This window comes from Allorhizocola rhizosphaerae, from assembly GCF_003426775.1.
In the GTDB taxonomy this organism is placed as follows: domain Bacteria; phylum Actinomycetota; class Actinomycetes; order Mycobacteriales; family Micromonosporaceae; genus Allorhizocola; species Allorhizocola rhizosphaerae.
This window is the reverse complement of sequence record NZ_QJUG01000197.1, coordinates 1-15,885: the sequence shown is the minus strand read 5'-3', so window position 1 is coordinate 15,885 and position 15,885 is coordinate 1. Positions and strand designations below refer to the sequence as shown.

General features: G+C 67.3%; 23 protein-coding genes. 12 read left to right on the top strand and 11 right to left on the bottom strand.

The window, feature by feature from the left end; all coding sequences use genetic code 11:
• Positions 1-77 precede the first annotated feature (77 nt).
• The 4 genes from DM816_RS44790 to DM816_RS31790 form a co-directional block, all read right to left on the bottom strand.
• Complete coding sequence (locus DM816_RS44790) at positions 78-497, bottom strand: hypothetical protein (protein WP_246002470.1); 420 nt, start codon at positions 495-497, stop codon at positions 78-80.
• A 74-nt stretch (positions 498-571) separates the two neighbouring features.
• Positions 572-1,030: an NUDIX domain-containing protein gene (locus tag DM816_RS31800; RefSeq protein ID WP_281274381.1), complete on the bottom strand. Its 459-nt coding sequence runs from the start codon at positions 1,028-1,030 to the stop codon at positions 572-574.
• A gap of 34 nt (positions 1,031-1,064) precedes the next feature.
• The gene (locus tag DM816_RS31795) at positions 1,065-1,565 is read right to left on the bottom strand and encodes an SAM-dependent methyltransferase (protein WP_117214074.1); all 501 of its coding nucleotides are present in this window, start codon (positions 1,563-1,565) and stop codon (positions 1,065-1,067) included.
• 27 nt (positions 1,566-1,592) lie between these two features.
• A complete protein-coding gene (locus DM816_RS31790; RefSeq protein ID WP_211588946.1) occupies positions 1,593-2,981 on the bottom strand; it encodes an NsdA family TPR-like regulatory protein in 1,389 nt (462 codons plus the stop codon).
• Positions 2,982-3,155: 174 nt separating this feature from the next.
• Here DM816_RS31790 and DM816_RS31785 point away from each other — a divergent pair, with 174 nt between their 5' ends.
• The 12 genes from DM816_RS31785 (at position 3,156) to DM816_RS31725 (ending at position 11,261) form a co-directional block, all read left to right on the top strand.
• The gene (locus DM816_RS31785) at positions 3,156-3,461 is read left to right on the top strand and encodes a hypothetical protein (RefSeq protein ID WP_162908045.1); all 306 of its coding nucleotides are present in this window, start codon (positions 3,156-3,158) and stop codon (positions 3,459-3,461) included.
• Between the two features lie 331 nt (positions 3,462-3,792).
• Positions 3,793-4,251, top strand: coding sequence for a helix-turn-helix domain-containing protein (locus tag DM816_RS31775; RefSeq protein ID WP_117214070.1), 459 nt, complete (start codon positions 3,793-3,795; stop codon positions 4,249-4,251).
• Positions 4,252-4,334: 83 nt separating this feature from the next.
• On the top strand, positions 4,335-4,781 hold the full coding sequence (locus DM816_RS45985) for a hypothetical protein (RefSeq protein WP_117214068.1): 447 nt from the start codon (positions 4,335-4,337) through the stop codon (positions 4,779-4,781).
• A gap of 75 nt (positions 4,782-4,856) precedes the next feature.
• The gene (locus tag DM816_RS31765; protein WP_117214080.1) at positions 4,857-5,606 is read left to right on the top strand and encodes a class I SAM-dependent methyltransferase; all 750 of its coding nucleotides are present in this window, start codon (positions 4,857-4,859) and stop codon (positions 5,604-5,606) included.
• Positions 5,607-5,623: 17 nt separating this feature from the next.
• Positions 5,624-6,118: a nucleoside-diphosphate kinase gene (locus tag DM816_RS31760; protein ID WP_117214066.1), complete on the top strand. Its 495-nt coding sequence runs from the start codon at positions 5,624-5,626 to the stop codon at positions 6,116-6,118.
• A 20-nt stretch (positions 6,119-6,138) separates the two neighbouring features.
• A complete protein-coding gene (locus DM816_RS31755) occupies positions 6,139-6,447 on the top strand; it encodes a hypothetical protein (protein ID WP_117214064.1) in 309 nt (102 codons plus the stop codon).
• Between the two features lie 36 nt (positions 6,448-6,483).
• Complete coding sequence (locus DM816_RS31750; protein WP_117214062.1) at positions 6,484-7,044, top strand: CYTH domain-containing protein; 561 nt, start codon at positions 6,484-6,486, stop codon at positions 7,042-7,044.
• Positions 7,045-7,120: 76 nt separating this feature from the next.
• Positions 7,121-7,894, top strand: coding sequence for an HD domain-containing protein (locus tag DM816_RS31745; RefSeq protein ID WP_117214061.1), 774 nt, complete (start codon positions 7,121-7,123; stop codon positions 7,892-7,894).
• The gene (locus DM816_RS31740; RefSeq protein ID WP_117214060.1) at positions 7,894-9,273 is read left to right on the top strand and encodes a hypothetical protein; all 1,380 of its coding nucleotides are present in this window, start codon (positions 7,894-7,896) and stop codon (positions 9,271-9,273) included. The genes DM816_RS31745 and DM816_RS31740 overlap by 1 nt, the downstream gene beginning before the upstream one ends.
• A gap of 2 nt (positions 9,274-9,275) precedes the next feature.
• Entirely contained in the window at positions 9,276-10,001 is a 726-nt protein-coding gene (locus tag DM816_RS31735; RefSeq protein ID WP_117214059.1) for an adenylate kinase family protein, read from the top strand.
• A gap of 70 nt (positions 10,002-10,071) precedes the next feature.
• The gene (locus DM816_RS31730; protein ID WP_246002471.1) at positions 10,072-10,860 is read left to right on the top strand and encodes an NUDIX domain-containing protein; all 789 of its coding nucleotides are present in this window, start codon (positions 10,072-10,074) and stop codon (positions 10,858-10,860) included.
• Positions 10,857-11,261, top strand: coding sequence for an NUDIX hydrolase (locus DM816_RS31725; RefSeq protein ID WP_117214058.1), 405 nt, complete (start codon positions 10,857-10,859; stop codon positions 11,259-11,261). Before DM816_RS31730 ends, DM816_RS31725 begins: the two co-directional genes overlap by 4 nt.
• 254 nt (positions 11,262-11,515) lie before the next feature.
• Here DM816_RS31725 and DM816_RS31720 read toward each other — a convergent pair whose 3' ends face one another.
• The 7 genes from DM816_RS31720 to DM816_RS31690 all read right to left on the bottom strand — a co-directional run.
• Complete coding sequence (locus DM816_RS31720; protein WP_117214057.1) at positions 11,516-12,817, bottom strand: AcrVA2 family anti-CRISPR protein; 1,302 nt, start codon at positions 12,815-12,817, stop codon at positions 11,516-11,518.
• Entirely contained in the window at positions 12,814-13,476 is a 663-nt protein-coding gene (locus DM816_RS31715; protein WP_162908044.1) for a GGDEF domain-containing protein, read from the bottom strand. The genes DM816_RS31720 and DM816_RS31715 overlap by 4 nt, the downstream gene beginning before the upstream one ends.
• 178 nt (positions 13,477-13,654) lie before the next feature.
• Positions 13,655-14,053 carry a hypothetical protein gene (locus DM816_RS31710; RefSeq protein WP_117214055.1) on the bottom strand — a complete coding sequence of 133 codons (399 nt, stop codon included), beginning with the start codon at positions 14,051-14,053 and terminating at the stop codon, positions 13,655-13,657.
• Positions 14,050-14,469 carry a hypothetical protein gene (locus DM816_RS31705; protein ID WP_117214054.1) on the bottom strand — a complete coding sequence of 140 codons (420 nt, stop codon included), beginning with the start codon at positions 14,467-14,469 and terminating at the stop codon, positions 14,050-14,052. The genes DM816_RS31710 and DM816_RS31705 overlap by 4 nt, the downstream gene beginning before the upstream one ends.
• 23 nt (positions 14,470-14,492) lie before the next feature.
• The gene (locus DM816_RS31700) at positions 14,493-15,026 is read right to left on the bottom strand and encodes a hypothetical protein (protein ID WP_117214053.1); all 534 of its coding nucleotides are present in this window, start codon (positions 15,024-15,026) and stop codon (positions 14,493-14,495) included.
• Positions 15,023-15,577, bottom strand: a complete 555-nt coding sequence (locus DM816_RS31695) for a hypothetical protein (protein ID WP_117214052.1) — start codon at positions 15,575-15,577, stop codon at positions 15,023-15,025. Before DM816_RS31695 ends, DM816_RS31700 begins: the two co-directional genes overlap by 4 nt.
• Positions 15,574-15,885: sigma-70 family RNA polymerase sigma factor (locus DM816_RS31690; protein WP_162908043.1), on the bottom strand; the 312-nt coding region annotated here is incomplete at its 5' end. The genes DM816_RS31695 and DM816_RS31690, both read right to left, overlap by 4 nt.

Below are 15,885 nucleotides of genomic sequence, written 5' to 3'. Positions count from 1 at the left end.
CGTTGTGGGTGGGTGGGTGGGTGGGTGTTCGGCTGCCTCGGCCCACCGGCTGGGCGAGCGCGAGGGCGCGGATGCCTTCATCCAATAACTTGGAGCCAGACCCATTCGCGCAGCTTGCGGCGTTCTGCCTGTTCCCCGGTGAGGTTGGCGGTGGGCAGGACATGTTCGCCGATGGTGAGGTCGGTGTGGTGGCTGATCGCTTGGTGCATGGCTTCCAGGAGCTTTAGGGCAGGGGTGCCTTGGTCGGCGCGGATCTGGAGCCGTGCGAGGTTGAGGACGGCTCCGCCTCCGCATGGTGCACAGCTGAAGATGGCTAGCTGTGGACAGCCACGGGGCAGCTGAAACGCGCCATTGCGACAGCACCCGAGGATGGGCAGGCTGCTTCGACGCAGTAGCGCCTGGCCGAGCAGGACGCGATGAGCGATCAAGTTGGCGGCACGGCTACCTTGTAACGGGCAGCATGCGTCGAATTTGATGGCCTGCGAGGGCAACTCCACGCTTCGCTTCCCTGCGGATCGTCCCCTTGTCCGGATCGAGCAGTGACGGCGCGTTGTGGGCTTGGATTCCTAGATCAAATTCGAATGCGCAGGTGGTCTAGGTATTCGTCTTGCTGGTAGCCCGCCGCCTTGAGGAGCCGCGCGGCTTCGGTCAGTGTCACGAAGCGGCAGGTTACGGACTGACCGGTGTCCCATGCATCGGCGTCGCCGTGCATGGTGTGGGTCCAGCGGTCGCGAGGGTCGTCGGTCTGGATGTGGAAGTAGACGCTGATGCAAGGTTCGCCATTGGAGTAGCGGGTTTGTTGTACACCAACAGTTCCGACCACTCCGAGGGTACCAGCGACGCCGGTTTCCTCGATGGCTTCGCGGATGGCCGCGGTATCAGGGCGTTCGCCTGGGTCGACACCGCCTCCGGGCAGGTGCGTGCCGAGTGCGGGTTGGGCGTCGTAGTCGAACACCAGAACTTCGTGTCGCCCGCGCAAGTTGCGGGTGACGTACGAGGTGGCGCGGAGGCGCGCTGGGTTGGCGTGCATAACTCTATGGTCGTTCACGAGGCGGTGATGTTGCCTACCGCGCCGCCGTGTCGTCCCGCGCTGGTGCGAAGTAGTCGACCAGCATCTCGGATGTCCACCGGGCTTGGTAGACATCGCCGCGAGGGCCGAACTCGGCGAACCATGGCTTGATGTCGAGGATGGGGCTGCCGTCCACGGCGTCGAGGTCCTCGACGTGCAGATCTAAACCGTCGACCTTGAGCAGCCGGCAGCGGGACACACCGAGCCAGTTGAGGCGGCGCATGTTGCGGTGGCCGAAGATGCCGACCTCGGGCCAGTCAGGGTTGTCACGGGGACGGCGGGCGCCGAGGTTGAGGTCGGTCTTGTCGGTCAGGTGGAAGTGGAAGATCACTTCTAGGTGCGAGAAGTCTTCGAGCCCGGCAGTTGCAGCGGAGGTGAAGCGGTTGCTGTCGATGCGGATGATGGCTCGAGTGCCGCCCCAGTAGTCGTCGGTGGGTTCGACGCGCCCGCCGACGACGTAGGCGATCGGTTCGACTTCGATGGTGCGGTTGGTCATGCTTCCTCGATCCGTTCTGTGGCGGGCTTACGCGGCAGCCAGGTACGCAGCGGCGCGGGCATCGAGCGCGTTTGCGGCAGCGAAGCCGCGTCCGCGGAATGGTGATAAGGCCGAGCGCATATCGGCGACGGTCTGACGGGCTCGGGCGGAGCGGATGCCGTCCATGGCGTCGAGCGCGGTGTTCCACGTGGCACACGCCTCGTCGAGGTTGCCCTGCCGGGCTTGAACCGCGCCGAGGTAGCCAAGAGTGACGGCATGGGTGCGGGTGAAGGTAGCTGCCTTGCGGGTGCGGACGCTGCGACGCAGTTCGCGGGCGGCCCCGGTTAGGTCGTTGCTGTCGCGAAGCGCGCAGCCGGTCTCGTGGGCGAGGCTGGCTTCGCCGAAGAAGAACACGCGTGATGGTTCGTCGTCGCCTGGCTCAGCGCTGGCCAGATCGGTCTCGGCCTTGTTGAGTGCTGTCGCGGCGGCTCGGTCGTCGCCGGTCGCGGCGAGGCCGCGTGCGTGGACGACGCCGAGGAGGGCACGTTCGCGTGGACTGGCGAGCCGGTAGCGGTTGCCCTCGATGGATGCGGTTGCGAGCGACAGGCCGTGCTGGATGTGCCCGAGATCGATGGCTTGGTGCGCCATCGCGCGCAGCGTGTGGGCGGCCATCGCGGGGTCGTTGGCCTCGGCGGCGAGTTTGACGGATGCGGTGAAGTAGTGCAGAGCGGCGGCGTGTTCGGCGTTGTCGAAGGCCATCCAGCCGACGAGATATGCCAGTTCGCTTGCGGCGGAGAACATGTCGCGCCGTACCGCGTCGTCGGTGAAACTGCCGTGCAGGTATTGGGCGACGTCGGTGGTTAGGTATTGCACGACGGCAGATCGGGCGTGACCTCCGCCGCGTCGCTGATCGAGCCGGGAGAAGAAGACGACCATTTCGCGGACAGCATCGAGGTCGCCCCTTCCGACCGAACGGTTCGCCGACGAGGTGCGTGCCTTCGCGCGGTCTGCCATGTCAGTCCACCAGGTGGAGTCGGGCACGGCCAGCGCGGCGACCGAGTACGCAGCGGCCTCCAGCAGCGACCTTCGTCCTACATCCACGTTGACTCTCCCGAGATCGGCCAGCGCAGCCAGAGTATCCAGGTTCCAGTCAAGCGCGGGAAGCGCGTCCGTCGCGGCGCTCAGTCCAAGATCTTCAGGGCTGACGAGGCGTCCAAGACGCCGGGAGAACGCTTCTGCCAGCAGCGCAGGGGCGGAGCCAGAGGGGTGTGATCCGGCGACCCAGTGAGAAACGTGAGAACGGCTTACGGCGGCCAGCTCGCGGGCTCCGACCTCGGCGGCAACTCGCAACAGTGCAGCCGCCGCCTGTGCATGCGACCAACGCGCCTCGGCGATTGCCGCAGCTAGCTTGGTGTTCGGCTGACGTGCCTGTGCCACAACCACCCACCTGCCTATGGATCTTTCACCGCTTTCACCGCCTTGGCGGCCTTGACAGCGTACCGATCGACCGTCGTCCGTGGTTCCCTAAATTGCATCGGCGTAACTAAATGACTACGCGACGTGCGGGAACGCGGAGCGCCGTGAGGTCCTGCGCACACGGAGGGGTGAATCATGGCTGACCGGATGGCGGCGAAGGTGGATCTTGATGATCCACCGGTCGAGCCTCCATACGGCTGCCCGAAGCCGGCGCTGTGGCGGCTCGCACGAGAGAAGTTCGAGGCGCACCGCCCGAACGCCTCCGGAGGCTGCTCGACGTGTCCTGCGTGGCGGCGGTGCTCCGGGCTCCTGCTCGCTCGCGATGGCCTGGCCACGGCGATGGGCCAGAACGTGAAGGAGAGTCCGTACTGGCTGGCGTTTGCCGACTTGATGAGGTCTCCCAAGCATTCGGCCGCCCTGCGTCGAACGGACGAGCGGTGACGGTGATACGAGCGGTCGTGCCGGCCGCCGCGTTGACGAGTCCAGCCGCCGCACACCGAGTAATCGCCGAGCATCTGCGATCCGACGTAGGCGGCCGGTGCCTCGCATGCGGCGACCTGGAACCCTGCCGTCAACGCAACACCGCCCACGCTGCGCTGTTCGGGCACGACCGACAGCTTCCCCGCCGCCGCCCTCTGGAACTGATCGGGGCCAGCGGCGACTTTGCCGCTAGCGCCGCCACACCGTTCCAGGCGTTTGGAACATCCGTCTGACCAGCAACGAGCCAGCGAAGCAGAGCCGCAGCCGCAATTGTGAGGAGTTGTCGTCAGCGATGGGTCACCCACCACGCGAGTTGACGCCGTATGCGTCCGCGCTGCACTTCTTCGGCGCGGAACTTCGCCACCACCGTCAGCGCGCCGGTCTCTCGCAGAACCGACTCGCGGAGCGCGTGTTTCTGTCGGCGACCCTGGTGGGCAAGGTCGAGATGGCGCAACGGTTCCCGACGCTTGACCTAGCCGGACGCTGCGACGACGTTCTCGATACCGACGGGATTCTGACAAGGTTGTATCCGCTCGTAGCCGCCGAACGGAGCCAGCCGACTGCGGAGGCAACGACCGGGCTGCGCCAACAAGAGGCAGTTGCCGTGCTGCGCCTGCTCGCGGCAATCACCGGCTTGGCCCCGCTGGCGCAGGCACAGGACACGGCGGGCCTGGTCACACAGATCGACCAAGTGTTGATGACGGCCGACGTGAACCGGCATCCACGCTCGGCCGCCCGGAGGACGCCATGAGCGAAGCCCGGCGCCGGACGCCCAACGAGCTACTACGCCGAGCGCGGCTTCGCCGCCTATCGCCCTCCGGGTCGGGGCGGCCGATGTCGCGCCAGGACCTCGCCGACCTCCTCAATGAACACCTTGCCCGACACGGCCCCCGTCGACCGGCCCTGGACTCCTCCTACATCGGCAAACTTGAGCGTGGCGAACATCGATGGCCGCAACAGCCGTACCGTGAAGCCTTCCGCGCCGTCCTCGGCGCGCGCAGTGACGCCGATCTGGGCTTCTTCGTCATCCGAGGCGAGGCACAGTCCGCGACCCCTTCGGCATCGGCCAACGGCACGCGAGTGCCGACAATGACCGAGCGCCGTGCCCGCACGTTGTGGCTTGCCCCGCTGATCGTCACGCAAGCCTCGCCAGTGTCCGCGTCAGGGGTGGTGGTCGCGAATTCCCCGCATGACGGGGAGTTGCGGCCGGGTGAACCGGAACGGCCGCCGGGGTCGTTCCCGCTCACGCCATCCAGCACAGTGAATGCAGCAACGAACTGATCCATAGACGGCCCGGGGCGGGCGCGACATGAGTCTCCGCCCGCCTCGGTGCACAACCTGATCAAGGAGGCAGGCATGGACACCCGAGGCGTCCTCGCCGAGGTCGGCTGGGAAGGGCTGGAAGCCCTGTCTGGCCAGATCGAGACGATGCTCCGCCAGTCGGCAACCACGCACGGCATGGGACGGGCACTGCGCGCGCTCAGGCGAGAGATCGAGCTGTTCCGCGCCCACCAGGCGGGCCGCGAGGACGTCACAACCCCGATTGCGGCGCGTCGCGTGCAGATCGGCGGCGGAGCGCGGCTGCTGCCCGGCTTCGTCAATATCGACATCATGCCGCCTGCGGACGTGATCTACGACGTGCGCGAGGGCCTGCCGATCGTGGACGGCGAAACCGAGTTCATCTTCGCCGAGCACTTCCTGGAGCACATCGACTACCCGACCTCGGTCAAGAAGGTTGTCGCCGAGTGCTACCGGATCTTGAAGCAGAACGGACAGCTCGTCCTCGGCGTCCCCGACGCCGGGATGGTCATCGACGCGTACGTGGACAGCGATCCCGGCATCCGCGAGCGCATGATGCGAGACTGGTACGCAAACAGGGACGATCAGGCACACTTCAACACGTATCTTGATCTCGTGAACTACCTGTTCCGCGATCAGGACGACAGCGACCGGTACACGCCGCACCTGTGGGCGTATGACCTGGACAAGTTGGTGTCTTTGTGTGCCGAAGCGGGGTTCCGTAAGGTCGAGCCTTGGCCCCACGATCCGACGATCGCCAACCCCGATCGCGCGTGGGGCTCGGTGTACACCGTGGCGTACAAGTAACAAGGAAAGGCAGTGTCGTGACCACTCTGGAACGGACCCTCGTCGTGCTCAAGCCCGACGCGGTGGCCCGAGGGCTCGTCGGCCGGCTGGTTCAGCGGTTCGAGGATGCCGGGCTGAAGATCGTCGGAGTCAAGATGGCCCAGCTCGACGACGAGATGACCCGCAAGCACTACTTCGACCTCGAAGAGCGGTTCGGCACGGCGATTTACGAGGCCAACGCCCGAGCGATCCAGCGTGGCCCCGTGATCGCGATGGTCCTCGAAGGCGTCGAGGCCGTGGCCAACGTACGCCGCCTGGTCGGTGGCACCTACCCCAACGAGGCGCCGCCCGGCACCATCCGCGGCGACTTCGCCCACCACTCGAAGGCGTACGCGATGAGCCAGGACAAGGGTGTAGCCAACCTGGTCCATGCCTCCGGCAACGTCGACGAGGCAAAGTACGAGGTAGAGCTCTGGTTCGGAGCCGACGAGCAGTTCGACTACCACACCCTCGCAGAAACCTTCACGTTCTAGAAGATCGACAGGACACGCCGATGACGACGATGCCCCCGATCCAGCTCCTGCTGGACGAATACGAGCAGGCCAAAGCATCCGGGCATGACCGGGTGCTCGCCGAGACCGCCTATGCGCTGGCCATCCGCACCCGCGAGGACGGCCAGTTCGAGAAGGCGCAGGAGTACGCCCGTGAAGCATTGGCCGCCGCCGAGCGGCTGCCGTCGAGCACCCTCGATGATGTCGCCTCCACGCGCCAGGAAGTCGGTGGGGTGCCGCTGCCTGAGCTGTTCCACGACGGCGTGATCCGCTCCCGGCTCGAAGGTCTGCTCAACGAGTACATCCCCTAACCCGCTTCGGCCGCCTGCGCCGGGAAGGACCCGACGATGACCCTGGAAATCGAGTACCGCGCGCAGTTGACCGAAGCCGAGTTCGCCACGCTGGCCAAGCTGCTCGGCCAGCGTGGCGACGACCTCGGGCAGGACGACAAGCACATCTGGTTCTACGTGCTGCCCGACAAGCTGCTGAAAGTCGTTCACAACATCTCGCACGACACCGGCAAGATCGTCGTGAAGACCAGCCGGATCGGCTCCGGCGCGGCGTTCCCGGAGACCGAGCTACCGATCGCCGCCGCCGACGTACCGACCGCCGTCCGGCTGTTCGACGCGCTCGGCTACACCCCGCACATGCACGACGCCCACAACGAGCGGCATAACTGGCGCTACCGGGGCGTGGAGATCGCGATGAAGTGGAGCCAGGCGTGGGGCCACCACGCCGAGTTCGAGGTCGTCCTACCTGACGACGCCGGCCCCGAGGAAGTCTCTCAAGGCCAGGCCATGATTGCCTCGGTCGCTGCCGAGCTAGGCGTGCGGCTGATGACCGAAGAGGAACTGGCCGAGTTCACCCGCCAGTTCGAAGCCCGCCAGGCCGCCGCGTCCGCTCACTAGAACGACGCCGCACTACCTCTAGGCGACTTCTTCCTATAACCGCAGTTCACGACCGTGCCAACCGGGGAGGATAGGCATGGCTGACTACAACGCGCCCTTTTTCGGGAACGTCGAGGCACCGTTGGTGGCCTTGGCAGAGCAGCGCCGCCTGCCTCGCCACCAGCGCATGGACCCTGCCACGTTGCGCTGGATCGCCGATAACCGGCCCGCTGGCTGGCCCGATGCTCCGATCGGCCACCCACCGATGACTGCCGCTCGCTACGCGCTGATTCCGCGAGGCTGGTACGCGCTACCACGGGTCGCCGATTCCATCCACGGGCTGCGCCACGGAGCGCGGGTCGCCATCCTTGCCGCGCACATCGCCCGGCTCATGGACCTGCCGGTGCGCGAGACGCTGGAGGCGGTGATCGCCGGGGCGCTGCACGACTGTCGCCGCTTGCATGACCAGGATGATCCCGGCCACGGCGCGCGGGCGGCTCGCTGGTTCGCCGAGCGGCACACCAACGTCATGGCGCACCTGCTGCCTCCTGCCCGCGACACCCGCGCCGTAGTGATCGCCGCCGCCATGGAGCTGCACGACGTGGATTATCCGACCTTCACCGACTGGCAGCGGGAACGCTACGAGGTCGCCCCGATGGTGTGCGACATCGTCAAGACCGCCGACGCCCTGGACCGTTACCGGCTACCCAAGCTCAAGTGGTGGCCCAACCACGACTTCCTACGGCTCATCCCTCCGCCGTGGCTGCACCGCTACGCCTTCGACCTGATGCTCACCACCGAGCGGCGCCACCTCGAAGGCATGAGCAGTGAGCGCGCCGTGATGACCGTGCTGGCCAAGGAGACCCTGTGATGGACTTCCCCGACTCGTACCGGCTGTGGGCCGACTCCCACGTGTTCTACCAGCCGGGTCCTCGCCGCGTTGGCGACGGGGACTTCATGGCGGCTAAGCTCGCCGCGTGGGACCACCGGATGTTCCACGACACGCCGAATGGGTCGCTATTGACTGGCAACTCGCTGTTCGACCTGCTGCGCAGCGGACAGAAGGTGCCGCTGCTGCACGTCACCCACGCCCTTGACCAGATCATCGACCGTGGCGTGCTCTATCCCAGCGGCGGCTGTCTGGTCGGCAGTGTGTACTGCACGCCGCTGACCCGCGACGGCGACGCCTACCGGATGCACAACCTCGGCTCGTATGTACTCACCAGGGAGGCGGTGCTGGCCGAGGAGAACGGTCACGCGCTCAACCGGCCGACACCGCTGATCATCGAGGTCGAGCTGCCCCGCAGCGCCTACCGAGGCGTCGTCGGCGTGGACTACCTGCGCCTCGGCGAGATCCACCTGCACATCTACCAGCACCTGGAGTACCTGCTGGCCCGCGACGAGCGCCACCGCCTGCGCGACACCATCATCGGACGCGTGCGCAACGCCATGCCCTTCCTCGGAGCGTGCGTGACCCGGTGCGTGCAGGAGGTCGCCACCGATCCAAGGATGTTCCTCGACTGGCTGTCAGACACCGTCGATCACCTGCCGATCCTGGGATACCTGTACTTCGAGGCACTCAGCGAATACCTGATGCTGCACTCGACCGGCGACCGCGCCGGCCACGCAAAGGCCCACGGAGAATTCGACAACTGGCTATATAAGCAGCTGCTGTTCGACACCTTCCCCGGCATGGCAGGCAAGTTCGACCTGGCCCGCTTCCAGCCCACCACCACAGGACTCGCCGCCAAGCTCGCCACCATTGACCCCACCATCGACATGGGCCACCTCGCCGAATACCTGGCCGACCGGCTGGCGCTGCTCGTGTGCGCCCGGCTGCTGCACCCGGCCATGTACACCGCCGACTGGACACGGCTGCGCTGGGAGTTCGACGAGCTACGCCCGTTCGTCGCGCCACTGCTCGGCCACCTGATTCACCGCGAGCTACGCACCTTCGGCCGCTACCCCGACTTCTACTTCTACTTTGATCAGTACAAGGCCCTGCAAGCGTGGAACTACTGGAACCACATGGACATCGTGTTGCCGTTCAACGCCACCATGCCCAAAGGCGAGATCGGCGTGAACCCCGCCTACCCGGCCTTGCGCACCACCGTGCACCGCGCCGAGCTGACCGGCGCCGGAACCCTTGTCCCGGCCGAGCGGCTCGACGTCACCATCGCGCCGAGGCTGATCGACCTGCGCTACACGCTCATGCGCGCCCGGCCCGACACCCTGACTGCCGCGAGGTAACCATGACCCTCACCGACCTCGGCCCGGCCGCGAACGCCACCACGTTCATCGGCATCATCGGCCCGCCCGCCAGCGGCAAGAGCACCCTGGCCACAAGCCTGTCCAGGGCACTCGACGCGCCGATCATCCGGCCGCGCGACGCGATCCGTGCCGTCGTCGCGGACGAGCCGCAATTACATGAGCTGTTCGTTCCTATCAACGAACTCGGCTGGGTCTCCGACGGGGCGCTCGGCCTGGCCGTACGCGCCGCCGTCGCCCGCATCCCGGCCCCGTGCCGCGCCGTCCTGCTGGAGAACCTGCCCGGTGACACCTTCCAGGTCGCTGACATCCACATGGCCGTGCGGCAACGAGGCGGCCGGTTCGTCGTGCTGCACCTTGACAGCGCCAACGAAGTCCTCATCGCCCGAGGTACCAGGCGCCGCGTCTGCCAGACGTGCGAGGCAGATAGCACCGCCGACCCTCACGAGCCCGCCCAGCCCAGCACCATTGACCCGAGGATGTGCGGGCGATGCGGCAGCCCGTTATCGGTTCGGCCCGACGACGAAGATGGAGTGCTGCGCGAGCGCACCGTACGCCATCGCCACTACGCTCGCGGCGTGCTGCGAATGGTGACCGCACTCGGCATCCCGCTGATCGGAATCGACGCTGCCGCAACGCCTTCGGCCGTTCACGCCGCCGCATTCGACGCCGTGACGCTACTGGCGACCCCCGCCCACCACGGCGGTTAACCGGGTTCCGCGATATAGATCAAACCCGTAGTGTGTAACGGACGTACTACCGTCCGGGGGATTGATCACCATGGCCAGGACAGCGCGGGCGCTACGCGAAGACGCCATGCGCCTACGCGAGTCCGGCTGGACGTTCGCCGCCATCGCCAAAGACTGGGCCATCCGCCACGGCCTCAACCCCCGTGTCACGATGCGGCTCGCCCACGGGCTCACCCAAGCCGAAGTCGCCAACCGCTGGAACGACCTATGGCCCGACCCCGTTCCCAAGACCGCCAAGCACATCTCCTACTGGGAAATCTGGCCCGAACCCGGAGGTCGCGCCCCCTCCCTCGACACTCTCAACCGGCTGGCGCTGATCTACCAGTGCAGCGCCGGTGACCTGCTCGGCGGCGAGGACCACACCTACCTCGACCCAGCCGCTCGATCCGTACTCTCCACCCCGGTCTCTGCGCAGACCGGGGCAGGCACGGTGCAAGTTCTCACCGTCGCCATCGCCGTCGTCCGCGACAGTGCACAAGTGCTGCTCGTCTGCCGCCGCGACGAAGCCGGAGGCTCGTGGCAGTTCCCCGCCGGCGTCGTCAAGCCCGGAGCCGACCCCGCGGCCGTGGCCGTCGCCGAGACCCTAGCCGAAACCGGAGTCCACTGCCGCATTGTCGCCCACCTCGGACGGCGGCTCCACCCAGTCACCCAGGTCATGTGCGAGTACTTTCTCTGCGAGTACCTGACCGGAACACCTGACAACCGCGACCCCGTGGAGAACCTGACCGTCACCTGGGTCGACGAGGCTAAGCTGACCAAGTTCATACCGGCCGAAGCGATCTTCCCGCCGGTGATGCAGGCACTGGCGGAGGCGGCATGAGTCTGGATCGACCCGCCATCGTCGCGGCGATCATCGTGCACGCAGGACGCACCCTCCTCGTTCGCCGCCGCCAACGCGAAGGCAGCCTGTCCTGGCAGTTCCCCGCAGGCGAACGCGAACCAGGCGAGACACCCTTCGACACCGCCGTCCGCGAGACGGCCGAAGAAGTCGGCCTGCCCATCACGCCGATAGTCCTGATCGGCGAACGCCAGCACCCGGCCACCGGCCGACACATGTTCTACGTCGGCTGCGAAGCTGCCACCGACAGCGCAAGTCTGGTGGACGCAGACGAACTCGCCGAACTGGCCTGGTGCGACGACCGCGACGTAACTGCGAAGATCCCCAGCGGGCTGTACGAGCCGGTCGCCGACTACCTGCGTACCCGGCTGACCCGCCCGTAGGGGCCTCTCCGACGAAATGCCGATGCTTCGTCAGAACCTGGGGTAGCTCCCCGAACTGGTAGCACGCATTATCACCCGGGTGCCCCAGGCAGCTCTGCGTTCTTTAGCTCCGTGTGATGGCTCGTACACACCGCGGGGGATCTGAGGGCGGCTGCACGCCGAGCGATCGGTTGTTTCGTATTTCGTCTGCCATCTGAAGTGACAAGGCGCTGACTGCGGTGGCGGGATCATGCCCCGCCACCGCATCATCGTTGCTACTTGCTGGCATTCCCGTCCGGCTTAGCGCTGTTGCGCCCGTCGAGGATGCGTACGGTGGTGCTCAGCTTGATCGGGGCGTCTTCGGGTCCGCGTAGGAACGGGTGGATGTATACCAGGCGGCGTAGCGCTCGGCCTTTGCCGTATGCCTGGTTGCGCCAGTGGCCGGTGACCCACACGCGGCTGGTGTAGGTACGCCCCGTGCCGGTCGTCGTGGCGGCGGTGCCGATGTCGTCCCGGTGGGTGTGGGCGCGGATGCGCACGATGCGTACGTCGGGCAGTGGCCGCTTGGTGCGGGCGTACCGCTTGCGGACGGCCTTGTCGGCTTCGGCGGGTACGGTCTCGGCGGCTTTCTGAGCGATCAGCAGCCAGGTGGCCAGCAGGATCGCGCAGCCGGGATGGTGCGCGTCGTCGACGAGTTGCTCGTGACGGAGATCGAAGGCGCGCATGGGTGCGAGCCAGCCAACCTCGTCGCGCAGGTGCTGCATCGCTGTGTCGTCGAGGCCGGTGCCGATGGCGCGGTAGACGACGGCGTGGATCGCGTCCGCTCTGGTTGTCCAGGACACGGCCGTGATCTGACGGGCGGTGGCTGACCGGGACCAGACGAGCAGCCCGTCGTCGCCTGGTGCGAGGTCTTTGCTGGCGGTGACCGCCGGCATCTGCGAGGCGGCGTGTTCGGCCAGCTCGGTGAAGCTGTTGTCGATCCAGTAGAGCCGGGCTCGGTCCAGGCTGTCGGCGAGCTGGTGCCGTTGGGTGATGTGCAGGGTGGCGGGTAGCTCGTCGGGGCCGCGGTAGAACTGGGTGAGCCGGTCGCGGATCTTCGGCAGGTCGCGTGGGCTGAGCTTGATGTCCGGCCATGCGGTGGTGGTGATCAGGGTACGGCCGGGCTGGCGCTGGCCGAGGAACGCTTGGTGGAGTTTGGTGGTTTCGGCGTGCGCGAACGGGATGTCGTGCACGCGCATGCGCCGCACCGCGCGGTCGACCACGCGGTGTGCCTTTCCGGCGTCGAGGTCTGCCATGCACGCAACGCACGCAGCCCAGGTCTCTCCCATGTCCTGCAACAGGTTCGTTTCGCTGCCCGTCGCGAGCACCTTCACGCCGCCACCGCGTAGCGTCCACATCGGATGGTCGTCGCCGCAGAAGTCACAGGTGCGGTGCACGGTGTCGAGCTGGGTGACGGGAACGGGTTTCGGCGCGTGACCGACGTCGCCCAGGCTCAGCGGGTGGATGTAGTCGCCGTCGAGGACGTTGAGCGGGGCCAGGCAGGTGGCGCAGGCCATCTCGATGCGCGGGCCGGTCATGCTGTCACGCCCCGGCCCTGCTGGCGCAGGTCGCGAAGGCGCGGCCCGCGACGCTGCTGGTTGGCGGGCATGGTCATGCCGGGCTCATAGACGGTGTACCGGTTTCCTCCTGCGTGTTTGGCGTGGTACATGGCGATGTCGGCCCGGCGCAAGGCAACGTCGTGCAGCGGATCGGCTGTTTCGGCGATGGTCACGCCGATGCTCGCGGTGACGGTCACCGTGAAGGGGGTGTGGCCGGTGGTCAGCTGGACCGGCTGGGCGATGGTGGTCAGGAACAGGTCGGCGGTCCGGCTGTGGTTCTGGTCGCGGACGGGCAGCAGGACCGCGAACTCGTCGCCGGAGAGGCGGGCGGCGGTCCCGCCGAGCATGGTGGCGGTGTCGGTGATCCGGTCGCCGGTCTCGACCAGGAGGTCGTCGCCGGTGTCGTGGCCGTGGGTGTCGTTGACGGGTTTGAAGTTGTCGAGGTCGATGAGCATGACGACGACGGGCTGCGGGGAGCTGGCCAGGGCGGCGTGGAAGCCGACCCGGTTGAGCATGCCGGTCAGCGGGTCGTGGCTGAGCAACCAGGCGGCGTCGGCCAGCTCGGCGCGCAGGCGGCGGATGAGAGGCCGGGCGGTGAGCCAGCCCAGGAGGAACGCCAGCGCTGGGCTAGCGATCATGATCAGGTGTTGGGACACTGGACCCTCCAATGCGAATTGGAGAACCCGGGACGCATTCGTTGTCTAGGCGTGGCGTCCCGGGTCCTGAATACGACGAGGCCCGCCTTATGGCGGGCCGCTTTTGTGTTTCCGGCGCCTATCGGTGGCGCAGGTTGTGGTAGCGAGTGGGGGACTCCGCTCAGTCGGGGACGACTTGGGCTATGGAGCCGTCGATGCTCCAGGTCGCACCCACACGGGCGGGGAATCGCCCGGCGGTGCCTTTGTCCCACCCGTAGGCCGGCTGCCGTGGAGCGTCGGTGCGGTCACGGCGGCCGAGCAGCCGCGTGGCGTCACGCGGTGTGCCTGCCGGGCGGTGCTCGTAGTTTTCCGACAGCAGGTTGACGTACTCGACGTGCGAGGCGTACGGCACGTACACGCCGCCCTGGATGGTGCCGCCGAGCCGTTCGCAGCAGGCGACTGAGACCGGGTACCAGCCGTCGATAGCGACGGTGGCGATATGGCCACAGTCCAGGGACAGGTCGAACACGCACAGCCGGTGCAGCTGGGTATCTTCGGGCTGCGGTTGCTGGCCGGTCATCGTGGCCTGCGCTGGTCGTGGAGGTGCTGGTAGACCTTCTCGGCGGTCAGCGGCTGCCCGTGGACGTTGGCCGGTGACGTGATGTGCCTCCAGCCGTCGGGGTCGCACGCCAGCCACCAGTCGTCCTGGTCGGTGCTGATCTCGATCACGTCGCCGACAGACAGGGAGCGTAAGCCCAGCAGCCGGTAGACGCACGCCAACAGGAAGTCGGCTTCGCCTTCGGGCATGGTGCGGTTGTTCTCCAGCATGTCGAGGTCGGCGTTGAAGATATGCCATGCCCAGCTGGCGAGCATCAGGGGCGCGGCGTCGTCGAGATCGCACCAGTGCGAGACGGTGGCGGTCAGCTGGTGTCCGTCCTCGTAGGGCATGAACCGCGACTCGTCGTTGTGATAGATCGTGATCTGATACAGGGTCATCGGGATGGTCTCCGTTTCTGTTGCTAGGACAGGGGTTGCGGGCCGACCTCGGTGAGGCGGCCATGGCTGTACTCGTATCGGGTGGCCCAGATCCACGGCGCGGGCCGGAACTGCACCGTGGGGGCGTAGCCGGGTTCGTGCAGCAGCTCGACGCGGCAGCCGGTGGTGACGGCGAGGATGACCGGATCGGCCTTTTCCATCTGCGTGAATCCGGGTGCGGCGGTCTGCTCGGTGTGGCCACGCCGTTGATGCCGTTCGAGGGCCAGGTACGGGCACAGCCGTAGGGACCATTGGGCGCATTCGAGGTGCGTCAGCGCGTCGGTGTAGCGGCGCTGGCGGAAGCCGCCGGGGCCGCCGACGAACGCGATCTGCGGCTCGTGTGGCTGGCCGCAGGCCGAGCACAGGCTCCGGCGTACGCAGTCGAGCACCCGCGTGCCGTTGATCAGGGAGAAGTCGATGCTGCCGTCGTTGTGCTCGCTGACGTACGGGATGGGCAGTCCGCGGCGGGTGTCGAAGGGCCGGGCGGCCAGCCGCGGCGGTAGCTCGTGGCGGTTCATGGCTTTCCGCCTTCCGCCCCGGCGCCGGTGGTGCCCACGGGCCGTACGCGCAGGATCTGCTCGGGCAGCAGCATCGCGGCGAGCATCTTGGTGTGCGGGTGGGTGTAGAGGTGGTAGCCGCTGACCCAGACGAGCTGCCATGCCTCGGCGGTGGCGCCCGCCCGCGCGCCGGTCGGATCGCCCTGGAAGGCGATGCCGAGGTCGGCCAGCTGCCCGGCGAGGGACGCGGCGCGGTAGTGCTGCATCCGCCCGGCGATCATGGGACAGGCCGTTGCGGCGTAGGCAGAACAGACCGGGTGCATTCCGGGCTCGTGGCTGGTCAGCGCCCGCAGGTCACTGTCGCGTAGCGCGAAGACGATCCGGTCCTCCAGAGGCGTGCCGCAGGTCTGGCAGAGCCGGTCGGTCATGGCCTGGTTGTGCCGGTCGAGGTCGACTGCCCCGAAGCGGTAGCGGCCGTCCGGGGTGCGGCCGGTGGTCCACGGAACGACCAGACCGCCCAGCGTTGGCCGTCCGGCCAGCCGCAACGGGATGTTGGGAATCGGCGTGGTCATGCGGTCACCGCCGTGGCGGTGCTGCCGGAAGCGGCGACCAGGATGGTGTGCATGCGCCGGATCGCGCGCCGTTCCAGGCAGCGGACCGCTTCGACGCTGCGCCCCATCAGCCGGGCGGCGGCGTCGCGGGGGTAGCCGTCGAGGTAGCGCAGCTGGATGGCGCGGCGCTGGTCCGGGGTGAGCCGGGCCATGGCGTGCACGAAGGTGACTCGGCCGGGCCGGCGCTGCGGCTCGGCGAAGCCGGTCGAGGCGGTGGCGTGGCGGCGGGCGTGCTCGTGCAGGGTGTAGGCGGCGCGGGTGTAGCGGCG

Bases quoted from the DNA above. Each gene is read 5' to 3' on its own strand.
- DM816_RS31775 (WP_117214070.1), top strand. From the start codon at position 3,793: ATGGGTCACCCACCACGCGAGTTGACGCCGTATGCGTCCGCGCTGCAC.
- DM816_RS31730 (WP_246002471.1), top strand. From the start codon at position 10,072: ATGGCCAGGACAGCGCGGGCGCTACGCGAAGACGCCATGCGCCTACGC.
- DM816_RS31700 (WP_117214053.1), bottom strand. From the start codon at position 15,026: ATGAACCGCCACGAGCTACCGCCGCGGCTGGCCGCCCGGCCCTTCGAC.
- DM816_RS31765 (WP_117214080.1), top strand. From the start codon at position 4,857: ATGGACACCCGAGGCGTCCTCGCCGAGGTCGGCTGGGAAGGGCTGGAA.
- DM816_RS31695 (WP_117214052.1), bottom strand. From the start codon at position 15,577: ATGACCACGCCGATTCCCAACATCCCGTTGCGGCTGGCCGGACGGCCA.
- DM816_RS31735 (WP_117214059.1), top strand. From the start codon at position 9,276: ATGACCCTCACCGACCTCGGCCCGGCCGCGAACGCCACCACGTTCATC.
- DM816_RS31755 (WP_117214064.1), top strand. From the start codon at position 6,139: ATGACGACGATGCCCCCGATCCAGCTCCTGCTGGACGAATACGAGCAG.
- DM816_RS31785 (WP_162908045.1), top strand. From the start codon at position 3,156: ATGGCTGACCGGATGGCGGCGAAGGTGGATCTTGATGATCCACCGGTC.
- DM816_RS31710 (WP_117214055.1), bottom strand. From the start codon at position 14,053: ATGACCGGCCAGCAACCGCAGCCCGAAGATACCCAGCTGCACCGGCTG.
- DM816_RS31800 (WP_281274381.1), bottom strand. From the start codon at position 1,030: ATGCACGCCAACCCAGCGCGCCTCCGCGCCACCTCGTACGTCACCCGC.
- DM816_RS31745 (WP_117214061.1), top strand. From the start codon at position 7,121: ATGGCTGACTACAACGCGCCCTTTTTCGGGAACGTCGAGGCACCGTTG.
- DM816_RS31725 (WP_117214058.1), top strand. From the start codon at position 10,857: ATGAGTCTGGATCGACCCGCCATCGTCGCGGCGATCATCGTGCACGCA.
- DM816_RS45985 (WP_117214068.1), top strand. From the start codon at position 4,335: ATGTCGCGCCAGGACCTCGCCGACCTCCTCAATGAACACCTTGCCCGA.
- DM816_RS31740 (WP_117214060.1), top strand. From the start codon at position 7,894: ATGGACTTCCCCGACTCGTACCGGCTGTGGGCCGACTCCCACGTGTTC.
- DM816_RS31750 (WP_117214062.1), top strand. From the start codon at position 6,484: ATGACCCTGGAAATCGAGTACCGCGCGCAGTTGACCGAAGCCGAGTTC.
- DM816_RS31795 (WP_117214074.1), bottom strand. From the start codon at position 1,565: ATGACCAACCGCACCATCGAAGTCGAACCGATCGCCTACGTCGTCGGC.
- DM816_RS31715 (WP_162908044.1), bottom strand. From the start codon at position 13,476: ATGATCGCTAGCCCAGCGCTGGCGTTCCTCCTGGGCTGGCTCACCGCC.
- DM816_RS31705 (WP_117214054.1), bottom strand. From the start codon at position 14,469: ATGACCCTGTATCAGATCACGATCTATCACAACGACGAGTCGCGGTTC.
- DM816_RS31720 (WP_117214057.1), bottom strand. From the start codon at position 12,817: ATGACCGGCCCGCGCATCGAGATGGCCTGCGCCACCTGCCTGGCCCCG.